The following is a 16,026-nucleotide window of genomic DNA, read 5'->3' on the forward strand; positions in this document are numbered from 1 at the left end:
CTGCTTTTAAGGAGACAAGGTGCAAGGCTGCATTCCTTTTATTTTTTCCATGGGTCTGATGCTCGGCTTCTGGGGACTTCTCACTTATTTTATGGGCGCAGGCCTTGTGCCCTCCCCTGTGGAAACCTTTGCCTGTCTTGCAAAAATGCTTCTGGGAGCCAGCCTATGGGAAAACCTTGCCATTTCAGTTTTCAGAGGTCTTCTGGCCATTTCCATGACCCTGCTTCTGGCCCTTATCACAGGTATTCTGGCGGGCCTTTCCCGAAAAACCATGTCCCTCATTACTCCCCTTGTGGTCGCCCTTCAGGCTACACCCCCAATTCTGTGGATCACCCTGCTCATGATATGGGCAGGTACAGGAAGTACGGTTCCCATTGCCGTGGTCATGGCTTCCCTTTATCCACCACTTTTTTTTACCATAGCCCAAAGTGTGGCGAGCCTTGATACACGGCTCTTTACCCTTGCAGAAATCTATGGCGTAAAAAAATACAGAATTTTAAAAGACCTGATACTGCCGGGCATTCATCCCTATCTCCTTGGCGGACTGTCCTTTGCTTTGGGAAGCTGCTGGAAGGTAACGGCTGTGGCGGAATTTTTTGGAAGCAGCAGAGGAATCGGAGCCGGAGTCTACTGGTCATACAGGATGCTGGACATGCCCCAGCTTTTCTCCTGGGCCATCATCCTTGTGGGCATGGGCATGGGGATAGAATTCGGGCTGATACGGCCCTTACGCCGCAGGGCAATGGCACAAAGGGGCATGCATGCTAAGGCTTGAACATATATCCAAACAATTTCAGAGCCGCTGTATCCTTGGGGATGTCAGCCTTACCCTTGCAAAAGGCGATCTGCTCTGCATGACAGGTCCTTCGGGAATTGGCAAAACCACCCTGCTGGAGATTGCCGCAGGTATTGTCCGACCCGATGCTGGAAACAGAATTAGCACTTTTTCACACATGGCCTGCCTGCTGCAGGATGCTCCGCTTCTGCCCTGGAAAACAGCTCTGGAGAATATGGATTTTATCCTTTCTGCCCGGATTTCAGGGGAAAAAAGGTATAAAAACAGTCTTTTCTGGCTGGAAAAAATGGGACTTCAGGAAGCAGCCCATAAGAAACCCATGGAGATGAGCGGTGGTATGCAAAGACGGCTTGCCATGGCAGCATGCTTTGCAGGCAAACCAGACCTGCTGCTTCTGGACGAGCCCTTTGCCTTCCTTGATGCCTTCTGGCAGGACAGAATATGGGAAGAGATTGTTGAAATGAACCAGAAAAATGGAACGGCCATTCTCATGGTTTCCCATGCCACGGAACAGTTCAGGGATGCCGACATCCGCATTGTTCCACTTTCTGCATCACCCCTGACCATTGATATCTGAAAAGCCAGACCAGACCCATCCTGCCGAAATAAGATGAAAAGTTACCCAAACCAACCCCTCACAGCCAATACATCCTACACCCTGCCCTCTGCCACAAGCCTTGCAAAATGCTTAAAGGAACGGTCATAGGTTTTTTCCGCATCCGCCGGGAACACACAGGCAGGAAGCTGCCCCTTTACCCTGTGATAGCGGATGCAGGCGCAGCAGTTACCCTGCCTCGGGCATCCGGGATAAGTACAGGCACAGCTCTTTTTGTTTTCTTCCTGGTTGCATTCCATAAATACCCCACTTTCAGAACAATTAATTCTTCTTCTATTATTCACAGATTTTTCATCCGGTGATCTTCCAGCCCACGGGTAAAGGCCATCACCATTTCCCTTTTCACATCATCCATGGATACGGGCACTCCCAGCTCCTCCTGCAATGAACCCATAGAAACATCAAGGCCGCAGGGACTGATCCATGAAAAAGGTTCAAGGTCCATGGAAACATTCAGGGCCAGACCATGAAGACTCACTCCCCCTTTTACCGCAACGCCGATGCTGCCAAGCTTACGGTTTTCCACCCATAGTCCTCTGGCATCCTCCCTGCCATGGGCCATGACTCCCATACGGGCTGCACAGTCCACCATCACCCTTTCCAGAAAATCCACCCAGCCCCTTACCCCAAAACCTTTTTTTTGAATATCAAAGACAGGATAAACCACCAGCTGCCCCGGCCCGTGATAGGTCACAAGCCCACCCCTGTCCGTGCGTACAATGGCAGCACCTCTGGCCCGGATCTCCTCGGAAGAAAGCCTGAAAAAACTTTCCCCTCCCCTCTTCCCCAGAGTAAATACCGGATGATGCTCCAGCAGAAAAAGGACATCTTCAGATTTAGGCCAATTCCTGAAATAAAGATGCCTCTTGTCCCCCTCTGGGTCTTGGCTGGGGCTATCGAAGCTAGGGGCGGAGTGAGGTTTCAATTTTCGGGTATATTTAATCCCGGAAGCAGCCTTAATCGATGCCCTTTTTTCCTCCAGTACCTGCTGCTGCAGACAGAAGGCCGACTCCCAGGAAATCAGCCCCAGATCCTTAACAGAAAATTCCTGTTCACATGCCTCCGCAAAGGCAGGGATTTCTTGCTGCACCTGTTTCATCAAGACGCCTTACAAAGGTTCTGGAAGGGGACTGAAGCAGGGTCTCCGGCTCGGATTCCGCCTCTTTCCGGATACGCTTCATGGCTTCAATGAAGCGATCCAGCTCTTCCACACTTTCGGTTTCCGTGGGTTCCACCATCATGGAACCGGAGACAACCAGAGGAAAATATACGGTGGGCGGATGAAAGCCCAGATCAATGAGACGCTTGGCCACATCAAGGGTCGTTACACCAAAAGCTTTCAAACCCTTATCAGAGAACACGCACTCGTGCATACAAATGCCTTCATAGGCAAGATCATAATCATCCTTAAGGCTTTCCCGGATGTAATTGGCATTCAGAACAGCCAGCTCACTTACCCTTTTCAGATCCCCTCCCAGGCTCCTTATATAGGCCCAGGCCTTCAGCAGCACCCCAAAATTGCCGTAAAAGGCATGGAGACGACCTATACTTTCGGGGAAATCCGTTTCAAGCACATATCCTTCACCCCTTTTCACAACACGGGGGACGGGAAGAAAGGGCTCCAGCTCACGGGTAACGCAGACAGGTCCAGCTCCGGGTCCGCCTCCGCCATGGGGAGTGGAAAAGGTTTTATGCAGATTGAAATGCACCACATCCACACCCATGCGCTTCATATCCACATAGCCCATGACGGCATTCATGTTGGCTCCGTCACAATAAACAAGACCGCCCTTTTCATGGACAATGGCCGCAATGGCCGCAAAGTTGGTTTCAAAAAGCCCTAAAGTATTGGGATTGGTGATCATGATGCCTGCGGTGTTTTCGTCCATCAGGGCAGCCACATCTTCTGCGTGCAGAATGCCATCCGGACCGGATCGCAAGGGCAGAGGCTTCATACCGCAAAGGGCGGCTGAGGCCGGGTTGGTCCCATGGGCCGTATCCGGAATAATGATTTTCGTTCTTTTTTCTCCTCTGGCTTTGAAGAAGGCGTCAAAGAGCATCATGCCGCACAGCTCTCCATGGGCACCGGCTGCGGGCTGAAGACTTGCTGCATCCAGACCTGTGATGGCCTTCAGCATTTCCTGAAGTTCAAACATCAGACCAAGGGCTCCCTGACTTAAGCTTTCCGGCAAAAGGGGATGGGCTGTGGCAAAACCCGGCAGGGCCGCAAGTTTTTCGTGGATCTTGGGATTGTACTTCATGGTGCAGGAACCTAAAGGATACATGCCCGAATCCACGCCATAGTTCCACTGGGAAAGCCTGGTGTAATGGCGCACCACCTCAAGTTCAGAGAGATCCGGAAAATCCGGCCCATCCCCTGCCATGGCGCAGGGCAGCTCTTCTGCGGATGGTACATCGGAAAGGGGCATGGAAAAGGCCATGCGTCCCTTTTTTCCCTTCTCCCAGAGCAGAGATTCTTTAAAAACCAGACCCGTTGATGCATAATCCCCTGTCATTATATTTCCTCCCGAATAGCATCTGCCAGCCTGTCCATGGATGCTGCGGATGCGGTTTCCGTAGCACAGAAAAGAAAAGTCCCTTCAAGTTCAGGATAAAATTCTCCAAGGCCCAGCCCAGCCACCATGCCCTTTTCCATCAGCTTTTTCCGGATTTTTGAAAAACCTTCCGGTGCCTTCAGGCAAAATTCGTTGAAAACAGGGCTTTTAAAAAGGGGAGTAAACCCTGCAGTCTCAAGCCTTTTTTTCAGATAGGCAGCCTTATCCCTGTTCAGGGCCGCCAGCTTCCTGAAACCCGTAGCTCCCAGACAGGCCATATACATGGCCGACGCCGTTGCACACAAACCCTGATTGGAACAGATATTGGACGTGGCCTTTTCCCTTCGGATATGCTGTTCCCGAGTGGAAAGGGTTAGCACAAACCCCCTTTTTCCATCCATATCCTTTGTCTGACCCACCACCCGGCCCGGCAGATTGCGAACATGGGCCATGCGGCAGGCAAACATCCCCAGCCCCGGCCCGCCAAAACTCTGGGGAATGCCTAAGCTCTGACCTTCACCGCAGACTATATCCGCCCCCTGAATTCCGGGATTTTTTATAAGACCAAAGGCCAGCGGCTCACTGAAACAGGCCACAAGCAGGGCCTTTTCTCCGTGGGCAAGGTCTGCGGCCCTTTGAAGGTCTTCTATGCAACCGAAAAAATTGGGACTCTGCAGGGCAATGGCAGCCAGATCCCCGATATCTGCCAGAGTGCTTAAATCCGTGACTCCCGTCTCAGGATCATAGGGCAGCTCTATGACTTCAAATTCCGTAGGGGAAAAATAGGTAGCAACCACCTGTCTGTAATGGGGATGAATGGCCGAAGACAGGGCCACCTTCCTCCTTCCCTTTCCAAGGCGGATGGCCATGAGCAGGGCTTCTGCCAGAGCGGATGCTCCGTCGTACATGGAAGCGTTGGCCACATCCATGCCTAAAAGCCTTGCCGTAAGGGTCTGGTACTCAAAGATGGCCTGCAGGGTTCCCTGACTGACCTCCGGCTGGTATGGCGTATAGGCCGTGGTGAATTCAGAACGGCCCAGCAGCTGGGGAATCAGGGCGGGAATGTAATGGGAATAACTTCCTGCCCCCAGAAAAACAGAATGGGAAGCTCCGCCGGATATGCTTGCAGCCATGCTTTCCATGCGGGCAATCAGATCCCATTCCGAAAGGGGCCGGGGCAGATCCATGGACCGGAGAGACCTACAGGATTCAGGAATCCCTGCAAAAAGATCTTCTACGGAAGAAACCCCTATCCTTTCCAGCATGGCCGCCACATCTTCCTCGGTATGCGGGAGATAGCGCATTTTAAAGTCCCTTCAACATATCAAGGTAAGCCCTGTGATCCATCAGAACGGAAAGAGCTGCTGGATCATCCGCGCTGATTTCAAGAATCCATCCATCCCCATAGGGCGAAGAATTGACAAGCTCCGGGCGGTCTTCAAGCTCTGTATTCACACCGGTAACCGTTCCGGAAACAGGCATGTAGATTTCACTGACCGCCTTGACGGACTCAACGGTTGCACAGACTTCCCCTTTTTCAAGGCGGGTTCCCGGCTCAGGCAGCTCCACAAAGACCACATCCCCAAGCTGATCCTGGGCATAATCCGTAATGCCCATGCGGGAAGGTGTTGCATCTTTGTCCATCCACTCATGGGCATCGGTGTAGCTTAAGTTTTCAGGTACAATAAGATCTTTGATTTCCTTCATTTTCAAACCTCTCTAAATTTTGATTGATACCCTGAACCATATATATACAATGTATAACAACAGAATGTTTAGCCGAAAAAACCTTTTTCAATCCCAATCCATTCTTTTGGGCCTTGTCCAAAGATGAAAAAAGAGGCCCACAGGGGAACCTTACACAATTTAGAGCTGAAAAATCTGAATCCTTACCCTTCCATTGTATAGACCACATGTTTAAATTCTGTAAGTTCCGGTCACTGTTTTTTTATATCAAAAGCATAGCAACCCACCTGCAACTCTTCCTCAGCCAGTCCACACTAAACTCAGATGATACTTTGAAGTCTATATTCAAACTACACATCCTCACCTGTAACGCCAATACCCTTAAAACCAGCCTCAGCAAGCTCACTGCTGTGCAGAAACTCATACAGCCTGCGGGCACTCTGCGGACTGAATCCGTCAACGCTACTTATATCTTCCACCGGTGCGGCAAGGAGCTTTTTGAAACTTCCGAAATGGGAAAGAAGAGCAGCTTTACGTTTCGGTCCAACACCCGGCGCTCCGTCAAGTCTGGAGTGAAGTGTACTTTTGTTTCTCTGTTTTCTGTGAAAACCCACGGCGGTTTTATGGGCTTCATCCCTGATTCGCATGAGAAGAAAAAGGGCTTGCGGATCTTTTCCGAAATTCACCGGATTCATGCGGCCAGGGATAAAAATCTTGTCTTCGCTTTCTCCCTTTTCCGTATCCATCTTGGCAATGGCCGCCACATGGAAACTTCCAAAAACCCCCATATCCTTAAGAACTTCAATGGCAATGTTCAGCTGACCCTTACCCCCGTCCACAAGGAGCAGATCCGGCAGGGGGCCTTCCAGCTTTTCAGCAGCAAAACGGCGGCGCAGGGATTCATTCATATAGGCATAATCGTCCTGCTCCGGCACATGGCGGATCTTATATCGTCTGTACTGGTTTTTATCCGGCCTGCCATCAATAAATACCACCATGCCAGTAACGGGATTCTGACCTGAAATATTTGCATTATCAAAGCACTCAATGCGGTGCGGAAGGCCTCCCATTCCCAGCTTTGCGGCCAGAGTTTCCAGCACAGCCTCATCCCCCTGACGCAGAGCCATGCGCTCTTCCAGCTCCTTTTCCGCATTGCTTTTCGCCCACTCAAGAAGTTTCACCTTTTCACCGCGCAAAGGCCTTGTGATGGTCACCTTCTTTCCCGTCCATGTGTTCAGGGCTTCACTTAAGGCTTCCCTGTCTTCAAGATCTTCAGGAACAAGGATTTCACGGGGAGGCTGGGGCTGTTCCGGATAATACTGACGGATGAAGGAAGCAATCTGCTCTCCCGGATCAGCCAGAGTCTCCCTGAAGGCAAAATGACGGGTATCCACAAGAAGTCCGGAGCGGACCCTCATCAGGGTAAAAATCCCCATGCCCGGCACTTCAGCCCGTCCAAGGATATCCCTGTCGACCAGATCCGTGGCCACCACCACCTGAGACTCCCTCGTTCTTTCCAGGGCAAAAAGCTTGTCCCGGATTTCCGCAGCCTTTTCAAAGTTCTGGGCTAAAGCCGCCTTTTTCATCTCCCTTTGCAGCTTGGTCAGCAGTACCGGTGTTTTCCCCTTCAGTACCAGCACGGCTTCCCGGACATTTCTGCGGTAGGCGTCTGTATCAACCTCCTTACAACAGGCCCCTATACAGACCCCCATCTGATAATTCAGGCAGGGCCGGGAACGTCCCTTCATCACCGTATCCTTGCATGTTCGCAGCCGGAAGGTACGGTTCACAAGCTTCAGGGTTTCCCGCACAGCTCCGCCGGAGGAAAATGGTCCGAAATAGCGGGCATGATCCTTCTGTATTCTGCGTACCACCGTAAGATTTGGGAAGGGATGGGAAAGATCAAGGCGAAGGAAGGGATACTGCTTGTCATCTTTTAAAATGACATTGTAGCGGGGCCGGTGACGCTTGATGAGGGTAGACTCCAGAAGCAGAGCCTCATTTTCACTTTCCGTGAGGATGGTGTCAAAGTCTGCAATTTTTGCCACCAGCACCCCGGTTTTTACGGGATGACGGTCCATGCGCTGAAAGTAGGAGGCCAGTCTTCGCCTTAAATTCTTGGCCTTACCCACATAAAGGATGCGGTTTTCACCGTCCTTCATCAGATATACACCCGGCCCTGTGGTCACCTGGGCAAGCTTTTCAAGGATTAGCAGAGATGGACCGGATGCTTCTGTATTTTCTTCACAGCCTGTATTGACTTCTTCTCCGCCCATATCCATCACCATGAAAAAGATAAATATCCCTGAATGTTCAGTACATTTTTTTAAGTGCTATACCTGTCAGACAGATGCACAGGCACCCAAGCTATTTGCCCGTGACGCAATCTTATTCTTAGAGCTTCTTGCCCTGTGCGGAATCGGCAAAAACTCCCCGCCACAGGCAGGATAAGCTTTTTTATTACCATAGCAGGCCTTAGTACGCTGCCTTTGTGGCGGCTCAGACAGTTTGCCGCTTCTTTCGCACAGGCCTGCAAAGCTCTGATCCGAAACGATTGCAACGTCACTTGCAAATAGCCAGGGTGCCTTGCAATAGTACGAAGCTGTTGAAATTACAGCTTTAGAATTTCGGAATAAAAATGTGCTGAACAATTACAAAAATTCTTCGTTTCAAAAAAGATCAGAGATCCTGAAGACTCCGCAGCTCCCGGATTCTGTCCCGAAGTCTGGCTGCCCGTTCAAAGGCCAGTTCCTCGGAGGCAGCCATCATCTCCGCCTCCAGACCTGCAATGATGGATCTGAGATCCCCACCTTTTTTCTCCACCTCAAAGGGAGCAGAACTTTCCGCAGCCATATCCATCCCTATGCTATCCCCATCGGCCACACCGAATACCGCCATGGAACCAATGACCTTGGTTGTGGATACCGGAGTAATACCATGGGTTTCATTGTAGGCCTGCTGAATGCTGCGACGCCTGCCCGTCTCCTCCAGACACTTGGCCATGGACGGAGTAATGCGGTCTGCGTACATGATCACCCGGCCAATGACGTTTCTTGCTGCCCTGCCGCAAGTCTGAATCAATGACCTTGCGGAGCGCAGGAAGCCTTCCTTATCTGCGTCCAGAATAGCCACAAGGGCCACCTCCGGTATGTCCAGTCCCTCCCGGAGAAGGTTGATGCCCACCAGAACATCAAAACGATCCATGCGCAGATCCTGAATGATTTCTATCCGCTCCAAAGTAGAAATATCCGAATGCAGATAACGCACACGGATACCCGTATCCGTATAGTAGTCCGTCAGATCCTCGGCCATGCGCTTGGTAAGGGTGGTCACCAGAACCTTGCCCCCCAGCTCCAGACAGGCCTTGATTTCATCATAGAGATCATCCACCTGATGCTCGGCACTGCGTACCTCAATGGGCGGATCCACAAGGCCCGTGGGCCTTACTATCTGCTCCGCCACACGATCGCCTGCCTTTTCCAGCTCATGGTCCGCTGGAGTTGCGGAAACATAGATCACCTGTTCTGCTTTTTTCTCAAATTCAGGGAACCTGAGGGGACGGTTATCCAGAGCGGAGGGCAGACGGAAGCCAAAATTCACAAGGGTTTCCTTGCGGGAGCGGTCCCCCTTGTACATCCCCCCAACCTGGGGAACGGCAATGTGGGATTCATCGAAAAAAATAAGAAGGTCATCGGGAAAATAATCAAAAAGGGTGGGCGGCGGCTCCCCCGGATTGCGACCCGTCAGGTGACGGGAATAATTTTCAATGCCGGTGCAGTATCCGATCTCCCTCAGCATTTCCAGATCATAATTGGTTCTTTCCTCAATACGCTGGGCTTCGACTAGCTTATTTTCCGAGCGTAAAAAAGAAATACGCTCCTTAAGTTCCGCTTCTATGGCAGCCACGGCCCGTTTTCTGGTGGCCTTTTCCGTCACATAATGGCTGCCAGGAAAAATTGCGGTGGTACGCATTTTCCTTAGAATCTCACCTCGAAGAGGATCAATCTCCGCAAGCCCTTCGATCTCATCTCCGAAAAATTCCACACGCACAGCCCTGTCTTCCTCATAGGCCGGAAAAATCTCCACCCTGTCTCCCCGTACACGGAAAGTTCCCCTGTGAAAATCCAGATCACTGCGGGTATACTGCATGGCGGTCAGCTCCCGCAGCAGCCTGTCCCTGCCCTTTTCCTGACCCGTTGCAAGCTCCACCCGCAGGGCCAGATAATCCTCCGGCGCACCTAAGCCATAAATACAGGATACACTGGCCACCACAATGACATCCCTTCGGGTAAGGACTGAACGCGTGGCGGAATGCCTCATTTTATCGATCATCTCATTGATGGCCGAATCCTTGGCTATGTAAGTGTCACTGGAAGGTATATAGGCTTCGGGCTGGTAATAATCATAGTAACTGACAAAATATTCCACGGCATTGTGGGGAAAAAGCTGCCTGAACTCATTGAAAAGCTGAGCTGCCAGGGTTTTGTTGGGTGCAATTATCAAGGCTGGTCTTTTGGCTGCTGCAATTACATGGGCCATGGTAAAGGTTTTACCGGAACCCGTAACACCGAGAAGTACCTGATGGGGGGCCTGCTCCCGGATTCCCCTTACCAGGGCATCTATGGCAGCAGGCTGGTCTCCTTTGGGTTCAAAGGCCGATACAATGTGAAAGTCACCATCAAAACCGGAATAATCCGGAACCTCAGGTGACTTTTCTGAACCCTTTTCAGAGGAAACTGCCAGCAATGAGCTGCGGGACTTTTTTTTCTGATCCGCTTTCATGCCATCCGCCACAGGGTGCCTTCAGCTTTATCTTCCAGAACCACGCCCATGTCCGTAAGCTGCTGACGGATTTCATCGGCCTTTTTAAAATCCTTCTGCTTTCTCGCCTCTGTGCGGGCCAGCACCAGTGCGTCAATCTCAGCTGCATTCAGACCGGTGCTGGAAAGACCCTTTTCCTTTTTTGCGGCAAAATAGGCAGGAGCCTCTTCATTGCCTATACCCAGCACGGCAGCCACAGCCCTGCAGTCCGCTGTCAGCACAGCAGCTTCTTCAACGGAAGGTCCGGAACCCTCATCCAGAAGACGGTTGGCGGACCTGATGGCATCATAAACAAGGCCCATGGCCTTTGCCGTATTGAAATCATCGTCCATGGCCTCACAAAAGGTCTGCCAGAGGCTTCCCCGGTTTTCCGGCAGGGTACAGCCCTTTTCCTCCACCCTCTGGAAAAGGCCATAGACCTTATCAAGGTTCTGGGCGGCTTCATCCAGATACTGATCCGTAAAATCAATGGGGCTTCTGTAATGGCTGGAGAGGAGAAAAAGACGGATGGCCTCAGGATGCCAGGTCCGAATAGCATCCCGAACCCGGAGGAAATTACCAAGGGATTTGGACATTTTCTCATGGTTGATATTCACAAAACCATTGTGCACCCAATAACGGGCAAAGGGCTGCCCTGTGGCGGCTTCACTCTGGGCAATCTCATTTTCATGGTGGGGAAAAATCAGATCCTTACCACCGCCATGGATGTCAAAGGTGGCACCCAGAAGAACGCAGCTCATGGCAGTACATTCAATGTGCCAGCCTGGTCTGCCCGGACCCCATGGACTCTCCCAGGCAGGCTCACCCGGTTTGGCCGTCTTCCAGAGGGCAAAGTCATGGGGATTTTTCTTCCGTTCATCCACGGCTATACGGGAGCCGGCCTCCATATCCTCAAGTTTTCTTCCGGAAAGCTTCCCATAGCCATCAAAGGTTTCCACGGCAAAATACACATCCCCGTCCACGGGATAGGCATGACCTTTTTCAATGAGACTCTCAACCACATCTATTATGTCACTGATGTGGGCGGTGGCTCTGGGCTCCAGATCCGGACGCAGCACATGGAGCCTGTCCATATCCTCATGGAAGGCCTGAATAAAGGTTTCGGAAACCGAGGCAGAATCCGAATCAGTTTCAATGGCTTTCTGAATAATCTTATCATCCACATCCGTAAAATTGCGAACATAGGTTACCCCATACCCCATGGCCCGGAAGTAGCGGACCATAACATCAAAAAAAATAACGGAACGGGCATGACCGATGTGGCTGTAATCATATACCGTGGGACCGCAGACATAAATACTGACCTTGCCTGCCTCCATGGGAGTAAAAATTTCTTTTTCCCGGTTCAGGGTATTATATATGCGTAAACTCATAAAATTCATTCTCCGGCTGATTAAAAAAGGATCTGATTCGAAGGGATTATAAGACCAGCAAATTGCGGGCAACCACCATATACCCAGAGCATGCCAGAATCATTAACAAAAAACTCCTGTCCCTGTACGGCCTGCCCGAAAGCAAAACCGGAAACGCATTATAATCATTTCAAACCGCCTTGCAAACCATCCTTTTTATCCCCTTGCCAGATCAGGACAATGGCAGTGGCAGAAATGCCTTCCCCACGGCCCACCGCATCCAGCCCTTCGGTGGTTGTGGCCTTGATATTCACACGATCCGCAGGCATGGCAAGACAGCCTGCAATATTTTTTTCCATTTCTTTACGGTGCGGACCAATTCTGGGGGCCTGTGCAAAAACAGTGGCATCTATATTCACAACAGAAAATCCGGATGCTTTCAGATGACTGCCTGTGATTTCAAGAAGTTTCAGGCTGGAAATATCTTTAAAGGCAGGGTCGGAGTCCGGAAAAAGACCTCCTATATCCCCCATTCCCGCAGCGCCAAGCAAAGCATCACAGACAGCATGGGTAAGCACGTCCGCATCGGAATGGCCCAGAAGACCCATGGGATGGTCCAGTCTTACGCCACCAAGGATAAGGGGGCGTCCTGTTACCAGACGGTGGGTGTCACTGCCTATGCCAGTGCGCAGATCAAAAGGATGCATAATATTCTCCATTACAGGTGTAAAAATCCCGTTACGGAGTTTTTATACATTTCCTTGATCCGGAGGTAAAGACGCAAACCTTCTGAGGGAAGGAGGGATGAACCCCGGTAAGATGATAAAAGAAGAATATGAAATAAGGTAAGTCAGAAATTCTGGAAAAAAGAGTCTGTCTGGAGTGGGCCTTTTCAGTGGACAGTGTGGGTTTCAATACGCATGGAAAATTCACTTTGAAGAAGAACCATGAGCAGCTCCAGAGTCATGGTGTCCATTACATCAGGATACCACCCCTTGCGTGTGAGGGCATCGTTGATTCCGGCAAGGGTAAATGCACCTCCGTCCCTCAGAAGGCCATACACGTCCTTTACCAGACGATGAACCTCTCCCGGATCAAGTCCCTGACCCGTCAGCCTCATGAGTAGGGTGGCACATATATCGGCAGAATTGGCAACAGCAGGAGAAATCATAGGCAACCTCCCTTCGTTTTTGTCCTCAGGATTATCTTTAAGAAAGCTCTCAACGACATGGAACAATGTTTTTTACAAAAAACACATTATGTATCCTGTTTTCATATTTCAGAAGAAACCGGGAATGTCCATAGGCAAATAAATCTATTTTTCCGGGAAAGATTCCCGAAATACGTGAAAAAACCATGGGGAAAAAGAAATTCATACAACAATGATTTCGATATCATTACCGAAAGGGCGGGCACACAAAAGCAGAAAAAAAGAAAATGATCAAGATTAAATATTGAAAAGTCGGCCAATTATGCTACATGAAAGAGCATCTTCTGAGCATATCAGGGCATAATGGGTTTCCGTTTCCTGTTTTCCGGTACGGCATAAACAAAAAAAAACCGGAAGGGTTCGGATTATTTTTAACTGAATCAGGGAGAATTTTTTGAAAGACCATATCCGTATCCTAATTATTGATGATCACCCCCTTTTCCGTGAAGGGCTGAAATCCATCATTGAAAGAAACAAACGCTTTGAACTGGTGGGAGAAGCCGGATCCGGCAAAGAGGGTCTGCGCATGGCAAGGGAACTTAAACCGGATCTGGTGCTTGTGGATATATCACTGCCTGACATCAACGGCATACAGCTCACCCGGGATCTCACCGCCGCTTCCCACCCAGTGCGTATTCTCATTGTGTCCATGCATGCCAAGATTGATTATATTGCCGAAGCCTTTCAGGCAGGTGCCATCGGATACATTGCCAAGGATTCCGCATCGGACCGACTGATTCAGGGTATAGAAACAGCCATGAGGGGGGACTATTATCTGGACAGTGCTATTTCCCATCAGGTTGTGGAAAAGCTCATACAGTTTCCCGTAAAAGAAGCCAAGATCACAGATACGGAATACGGTTCCCTTACGCCCAGAGAACAGGAAGTCATGCGTCTTCTGGCCGAAGGCAGCACGCCCAAGGACATAGGCGACCGCCTCTGCATCAGTCCGAAAACAGTGGAAAATCACCGGGCCAACATCATGAAAAAGCTCAATGTTCACTCCACCATGGAGCTGGTACGCTATGCAGCCCGGCTGGGTCTCATTGATGTGGATCTCTGGAAAGAATAAGGCAGAAATCTCCACAGCCTGTGCAGACGAATACTCCATAAATTCTTACAGTTTTTTGTCATGCATCTTGCCCACCCCATAGTCCTTACGGCGCATGAATTTTTCCGCGGGTGGTCCCATCAGCTGCATCTCTGGATTGTTCTTCAGCACATCCATGGCAATGTGCATTTCCTTGGTACACCCTGTAGAATAGGTGGCATCCTTTCCCACCCACTCCGGAGGCACCTTTTCTCCAAGGAGGGTAAAGGTTTCCGCAATATCCTCGTAGGTCTGAAAACGCCATATATCTATATAGCCACTGCGCTGCACAATCTCCCACATATACATGAGGTCATCGGCATCCATTCCGGGTTCATAGTATTGCGATGGATTTAGGATAAAGGTCCTTGCAAAAAGAGTTCGCAGATAATCAATGAAAACCGTCATAATCCGCTTGGCTTCATCTATTTTACCGGGTATGGAACCGATAATACCGCTGTAAAACATAACAGCCATACCGTTCTCTCTGGCATCTTTCATCTGTCCGATAATGCCCTTAGCCCTGCGCTCCAGATCAAAATGGGAAAAACGGATTACGTCCTGCGGAGCAGGCTTATGCAGAATATCCACCCTGCCCCCCTCCATGGTGCAGATATTGAAAACAGGACGGGTAAACTGGAAATGGGTATCAAAAAAGCGCCTGCGCTGCTCTTCACCTCTGGAAATAATGAGATCACATTCCTTAAATGCCCTTGCAAAGGTAGTACAGGCTAAAAGGAGATTGACATTTTCCCTTGTACCATCTGAAATCACAATTATATTTTCTTCTTTTCTTAAAATATCCACCAGGGCATTCTTACTGACTTCAGGATCTCCCAAAATACGGGCTGTTTCCAATGCCTGCTGCAGTACCCTGTCTTCCATGACATCGGCAAAATCGACCTTGGTAAAAATGGGTTCACCCTTGAAACTCACAACAATTTTATGACCAAGGCGGGCAAGATAACGGATGATTTTTAAATCCATTATGATTTCACCGGCTTCATTGGCAAGCCAGAGAATTTTTTTCCTGTCTCCCGCATCACTGCAGTGAAAGGATTCACCCCGAACCCCCAGAAAACAGAAAAGGTCTTTCACATCACCCGTCAGAGGACGGGAAAAAATATCCAGAAACCCCTCTTTGTCAGGAAGCATACAGGATTCACCCTGCCACAGCTCACTGGCTCCGGTCATGAGAAAAAGTCGTTGGAGTTCAAGGGAATTAAGGTTATCCCGTATTCTTCCCAGAGAAACAGGAGGCCTTTTCATGGCAGAAAGATCCACATAATCAAAGGCATCCTTGAATTCCTTTGAAGACAAAACCTGAACTGCCCTCTGATTCCGCAGATACTTTTCCTCAAGATAGGGATCAACTATATTTGTCTGATTAAGAAAAATCCGGAAAAGTCTTTTTTCTATGCGGGATGGAATCATCAGCTCATCCCGGGTTTCGTGCTGGAACTTAATCCGTATCAGGGCCTTCAGAAAGTCTTTCTCATCTTCTTTTTCTATAAAGGCATCCACAAGGTAAAGAATACGTTCCAGCACTTCCCGATAGCGCTGCTGTAGAAAATCCGAGGCATTCCTTCCCATGATGGCCTGATACATTTTTTCCGAGCAGGGATAATAACGCTCTTCCGGAGCCGTATGCACCATAAATCCCACCTGCTCAGGCGGCGCCACCTCTTCGGGGTAGGCTGCATGATCCAGATGATTTTCAATATAAAATGCTGCTTCCCAGGCCGCCTGAGCTGCTTTATGATTATCCGCTACTTCCCTTTTCATATCCATATCTATATTCATTTACCCGGATTCTCCCCTGCCCGACGCGACACTGATGATGAATAAGAATCTTCAAACCTTTGAAACTTCTTTTAATGAGATGCGGAAATACTGTCAA

General features: G+C 49.9%; 14 protein-coding genes. 3 read left to right on the top strand and 11 right to left on the bottom strand.

What is annotated here, in order from left to right:
- Positions 1 to 19 precede the first annotated feature (19 nt).
- Positions 20 to 775 (top strand): ABC transporter permease, encoded by a 756-nt coding sequence (locus FIM25_RS03700; protein ID WP_218961255.1) that lies wholly within the window; start codon positions 20 to 22, stop codon positions 773 to 775.
- Entirely contained in the window at positions 762 to 1,373 is a 612-nt protein-coding gene (locus FIM25_RS03705; protein ID WP_139446442.1) for an ATP-binding cassette domain-containing protein, read from the top strand. The genes FIM25_RS03700 and FIM25_RS03705 overlap by 14 nt, the downstream gene beginning before the upstream one ends.
- Positions 1,374 to 1,447: 74 nt before the next feature.
- On the opposite strand, the gene FIM25_RS03710 is transcribed toward FIM25_RS03705, so the two are convergent.
- From FIM25_RS03710 to FIM25_RS03755, 10 genes are all read right to left on the bottom strand, one after another.
- Positions 1,448 to 1,651: a DUF6485 family protein gene (locus FIM25_RS03710; protein ID WP_139446444.1), complete on the bottom strand. Its 204-nt coding sequence runs from the start codon at positions 1,649 to 1,651 to the stop codon at positions 1,448 to 1,450.
- A gap of 41 nt (positions 1,652 to 1,692) precedes the next feature.
- Complete coding sequence (gene lipB / locus FIM25_RS03715; protein ID WP_139446446.1) at positions 1,693 to 2,511, bottom strand: lipoyl(octanoyl) transferase LipB; 819 nt, start codon at positions 2,509 to 2,511, stop codon at positions 1,693 to 1,695.
- Entirely contained in the window at positions 2,465 to 3,928 is a 1,464-nt protein-coding gene (gene gcvPB, locus FIM25_RS03720) for an aminomethyl-transferring glycine dehydrogenase subunit GcvPB (protein WP_139446448.1), read from the bottom strand. Before gcvPB ends, lipB begins: the two co-directional genes overlap by 47 nt.
- Positions 3,928 to 5,271 carry an aminomethyl-transferring glycine dehydrogenase subunit GcvPA gene (gene gcvPA, locus FIM25_RS03725; RefSeq protein WP_139446450.1) on the bottom strand — a complete coding sequence of 448 codons (1,344 nt, stop codon included), beginning with the start codon at positions 5,269 to 5,271 and terminating at the stop codon, positions 3,928 to 3,930. The genes gcvPB and gcvPA overlap by 1 nt, the downstream gene beginning before the upstream one ends.
- A 1-nt stretch (position 5,272) precedes the next feature.
- Positions 5,273 to 5,674, bottom strand: coding sequence for a glycine cleavage system protein GcvH (gene gcvH / locus FIM25_RS03730; RefSeq protein WP_139446452.1), 402 nt, complete (start codon positions 5,672 to 5,674; stop codon positions 5,273 to 5,275).
- Positions 5,675 to 6,003: 329 nt separating this feature from the next.
- On the bottom strand, positions 6,004 to 7,941 hold the full coding sequence (gene uvrC, locus FIM25_RS03735; protein ID WP_246052001.1) for an excinuclease ABC subunit UvrC: 1,938 nt from the start codon (positions 7,939 to 7,941) through the stop codon (positions 6,004 to 6,006).
- Between the two features lie 391 nt (positions 7,942 to 8,332).
- A complete protein-coding gene (gene uvrB, locus FIM25_RS03740) occupies positions 8,333 to 10,435 on the bottom strand; it encodes an excinuclease ABC subunit UvrB (protein ID WP_139446454.1) in 2,103 nt (700 codons plus the stop codon).
- On the bottom strand, positions 10,432 to 11,847 hold the full coding sequence (cysS, locus tag FIM25_RS03745; protein WP_139446456.1) for a cysteine--tRNA ligase: 1,416 nt from the start codon (positions 11,845 to 11,847) through the stop codon (positions 10,432 to 10,434). Before cysS ends, uvrB begins: the two co-directional genes overlap by 4 nt.
- A gap of 164 nt (positions 11,848 to 12,011) precedes the next feature.
- Positions 12,012 to 12,533, bottom strand: a complete 522-nt coding sequence (gene ispF, locus FIM25_RS03750) for a 2-C-methyl-D-erythritol 2,4-cyclodiphosphate synthase (RefSeq protein ID WP_139446458.1) — start codon at positions 12,531 to 12,533, stop codon at positions 12,012 to 12,014.
- 185 nt (positions 12,534 to 12,718) lie between these two features.
- Entirely contained in the window at positions 12,719 to 12,997 is a 279-nt protein-coding gene (locus FIM25_RS03755) for a hypothetical protein (protein WP_139446460.1), read from the bottom strand.
- A gap of 433 nt (positions 12,998 to 13,430) precedes the next feature.
- Between FIM25_RS03755 and FIM25_RS03760 the strand changes: the two genes are divergently transcribed.
- Entirely contained in the window at positions 13,431 to 14,108 is a 678-nt protein-coding gene (locus FIM25_RS03760) for a response regulator (RefSeq protein WP_139446461.1), read from the top strand.
- Positions 14,109 to 14,153: 45 nt separating this feature from the next.
- Here FIM25_RS03760 and FIM25_RS03765 read toward each other — a convergent pair whose 3' ends face one another.
- Positions 14,154 to 15,929: an ARMT1-like domain-containing protein gene (locus tag FIM25_RS03765; protein ID WP_246052003.1), complete on the bottom strand. Its 1,776-nt coding sequence runs from the start codon at positions 15,927 to 15,929 to the stop codon at positions 14,154 to 14,156.
- Positions 15,930 to 16,026: the final 97 nt, after the last annotated feature.

Origin of the sequence: Desulfobotulus mexicanus, from assembly GCF_006175995.1 — a bacterium.
GTDB lineage: Bacteria > Desulfobacterota > Desulfobacteria > Desulfobacterales > ASO4-4 > Desulfobotulus > Desulfobotulus mexicanus.

Bases quoted from the DNA above. Each gene is read 5' to 3' on its own strand.
- FIM25_RS03705 (WP_139446442.1), top strand. From the start codon at position 762: ATGCTAAGGCTTGAACATATATCCAAACAATTTCAGAGCCGCTGTATC.
- FIM25_RS03710 (WP_139446444.1), bottom strand. From the start codon at position 1,651: ATGGAATGCAACCAGGAAGAAAACAAAAAGAGCTGTGCCTGTACTTAT.
- lipB (WP_139446446.1), bottom strand. From the start codon at position 2,511: ATGAAACAGGTGCAGCAAGAAATCCCTGCCTTTGCGGAGGCATGTGAA.
- gcvPB (WP_139446448.1), bottom strand. From the start codon at position 3,928: ATGACAGGGGATTATGCATCAACGGGTCTGGTTTTTAAAGAATCTCTG.
- gcvPA (WP_139446450.1), bottom strand. From the start codon at position 5,271: ATGCGCTATCTCCCGCATACCGAGGAAGATGTGGCGGCCATGCTGGAA.
- gcvH (WP_139446452.1), bottom strand. From the start codon at position 5,674: ATGAAGGAAATCAAAGATCTTATTGTACCTGAAAACTTAAGCTACACC.
- uvrC (WP_246052001.1), bottom strand. From the start codon at position 7,941: ATGGTGATGGATATGGGCGGAGAAGAAGTCAATACAGGCTGTGAAGAA.
- uvrB (WP_139446454.1), bottom strand. From the start codon at position 10,435: ATGAAAGCGGATCAGAAAAAAAAGTCCCGCAGCTCATTGCTGGCAGTT.
- cysS (WP_139446456.1), bottom strand. From the start codon at position 11,847: ATGAGTTTACGCATATATAATACCCTGAACCGGGAAAAAGAAATTTTT.
- ispF (WP_139446458.1), bottom strand. From the start codon at position 12,533: ATGCATCCTTTTGATCTGCGCACTGGCATAGGCAGTGACACCCACCGT.
- FIM25_RS03755 (WP_139446460.1), bottom strand. From the start codon at position 12,997: ATGATTTCTCCTGCTGTTGCCAATTCTGCCGATATATGTGCCACCCTA.
- FIM25_RS03765 (WP_246052003.1), bottom strand. From the start codon at position 15,929: ATGAATATAGATATGGATATGAAAAGGGAAGTAGCGGATAATCATAAA.